The sequence below is a fragment of the Alkalibacillus haloalkaliphilus C5 genome, from assembly GCF_000269905.1.
Lineage (GTDB): Bacteria > Bacillota > Bacilli > Bacillales > Alkalibacillaceae > Alkalibacillus > Alkalibacillus haloalkaliphilus_A.
The window spans coordinates 1-275 of the sequence record NZ_AKIF01000312.1 but is presented as its reverse complement, the minus strand read 5'-3'; the positions used below and the strand labels follow the sequence as shown (position 1 = coordinate 275).

The following is a 275-nucleotide window of genomic DNA, read 5'->3' as shown; positions in this document are numbered from 1 at the left end:
GTTGAAGAAGCGGCACAAACATTCTTTTCAAAGTCTGTTTCTGAACTTTCAATATCAGAAGGTGCATTATTAGCGGCTATGCCTCGTGCACCAAACTACTATTCTCCATTAAATAATGAAGAAAGAGCGATGGAGAGAAGAGACCTTGTTATTGAGAGAATGTATCAAATAGGTATGCTAGATCCTGAAACCGCACGTCATGAGCAAGGAAAGACGTTAGGTTTAAATATTGGTGAAACGAAAGAAAGTCCGTGGTTAAGTAGTTATATCGATTT

The 275-nt window shown here is 38.2% G+C and carries 1 protein-coding gene; it reads left to right on the top strand.

The window, feature by feature from the left end; translation table 11 throughout:
* A partial coding sequence (locus A194_RS19160; RefSeq protein ID WP_040403434.1) for a transglycosylase domain-containing protein occupies positions 1 to 275 on the top strand: 275 nt, incomplete at both ends.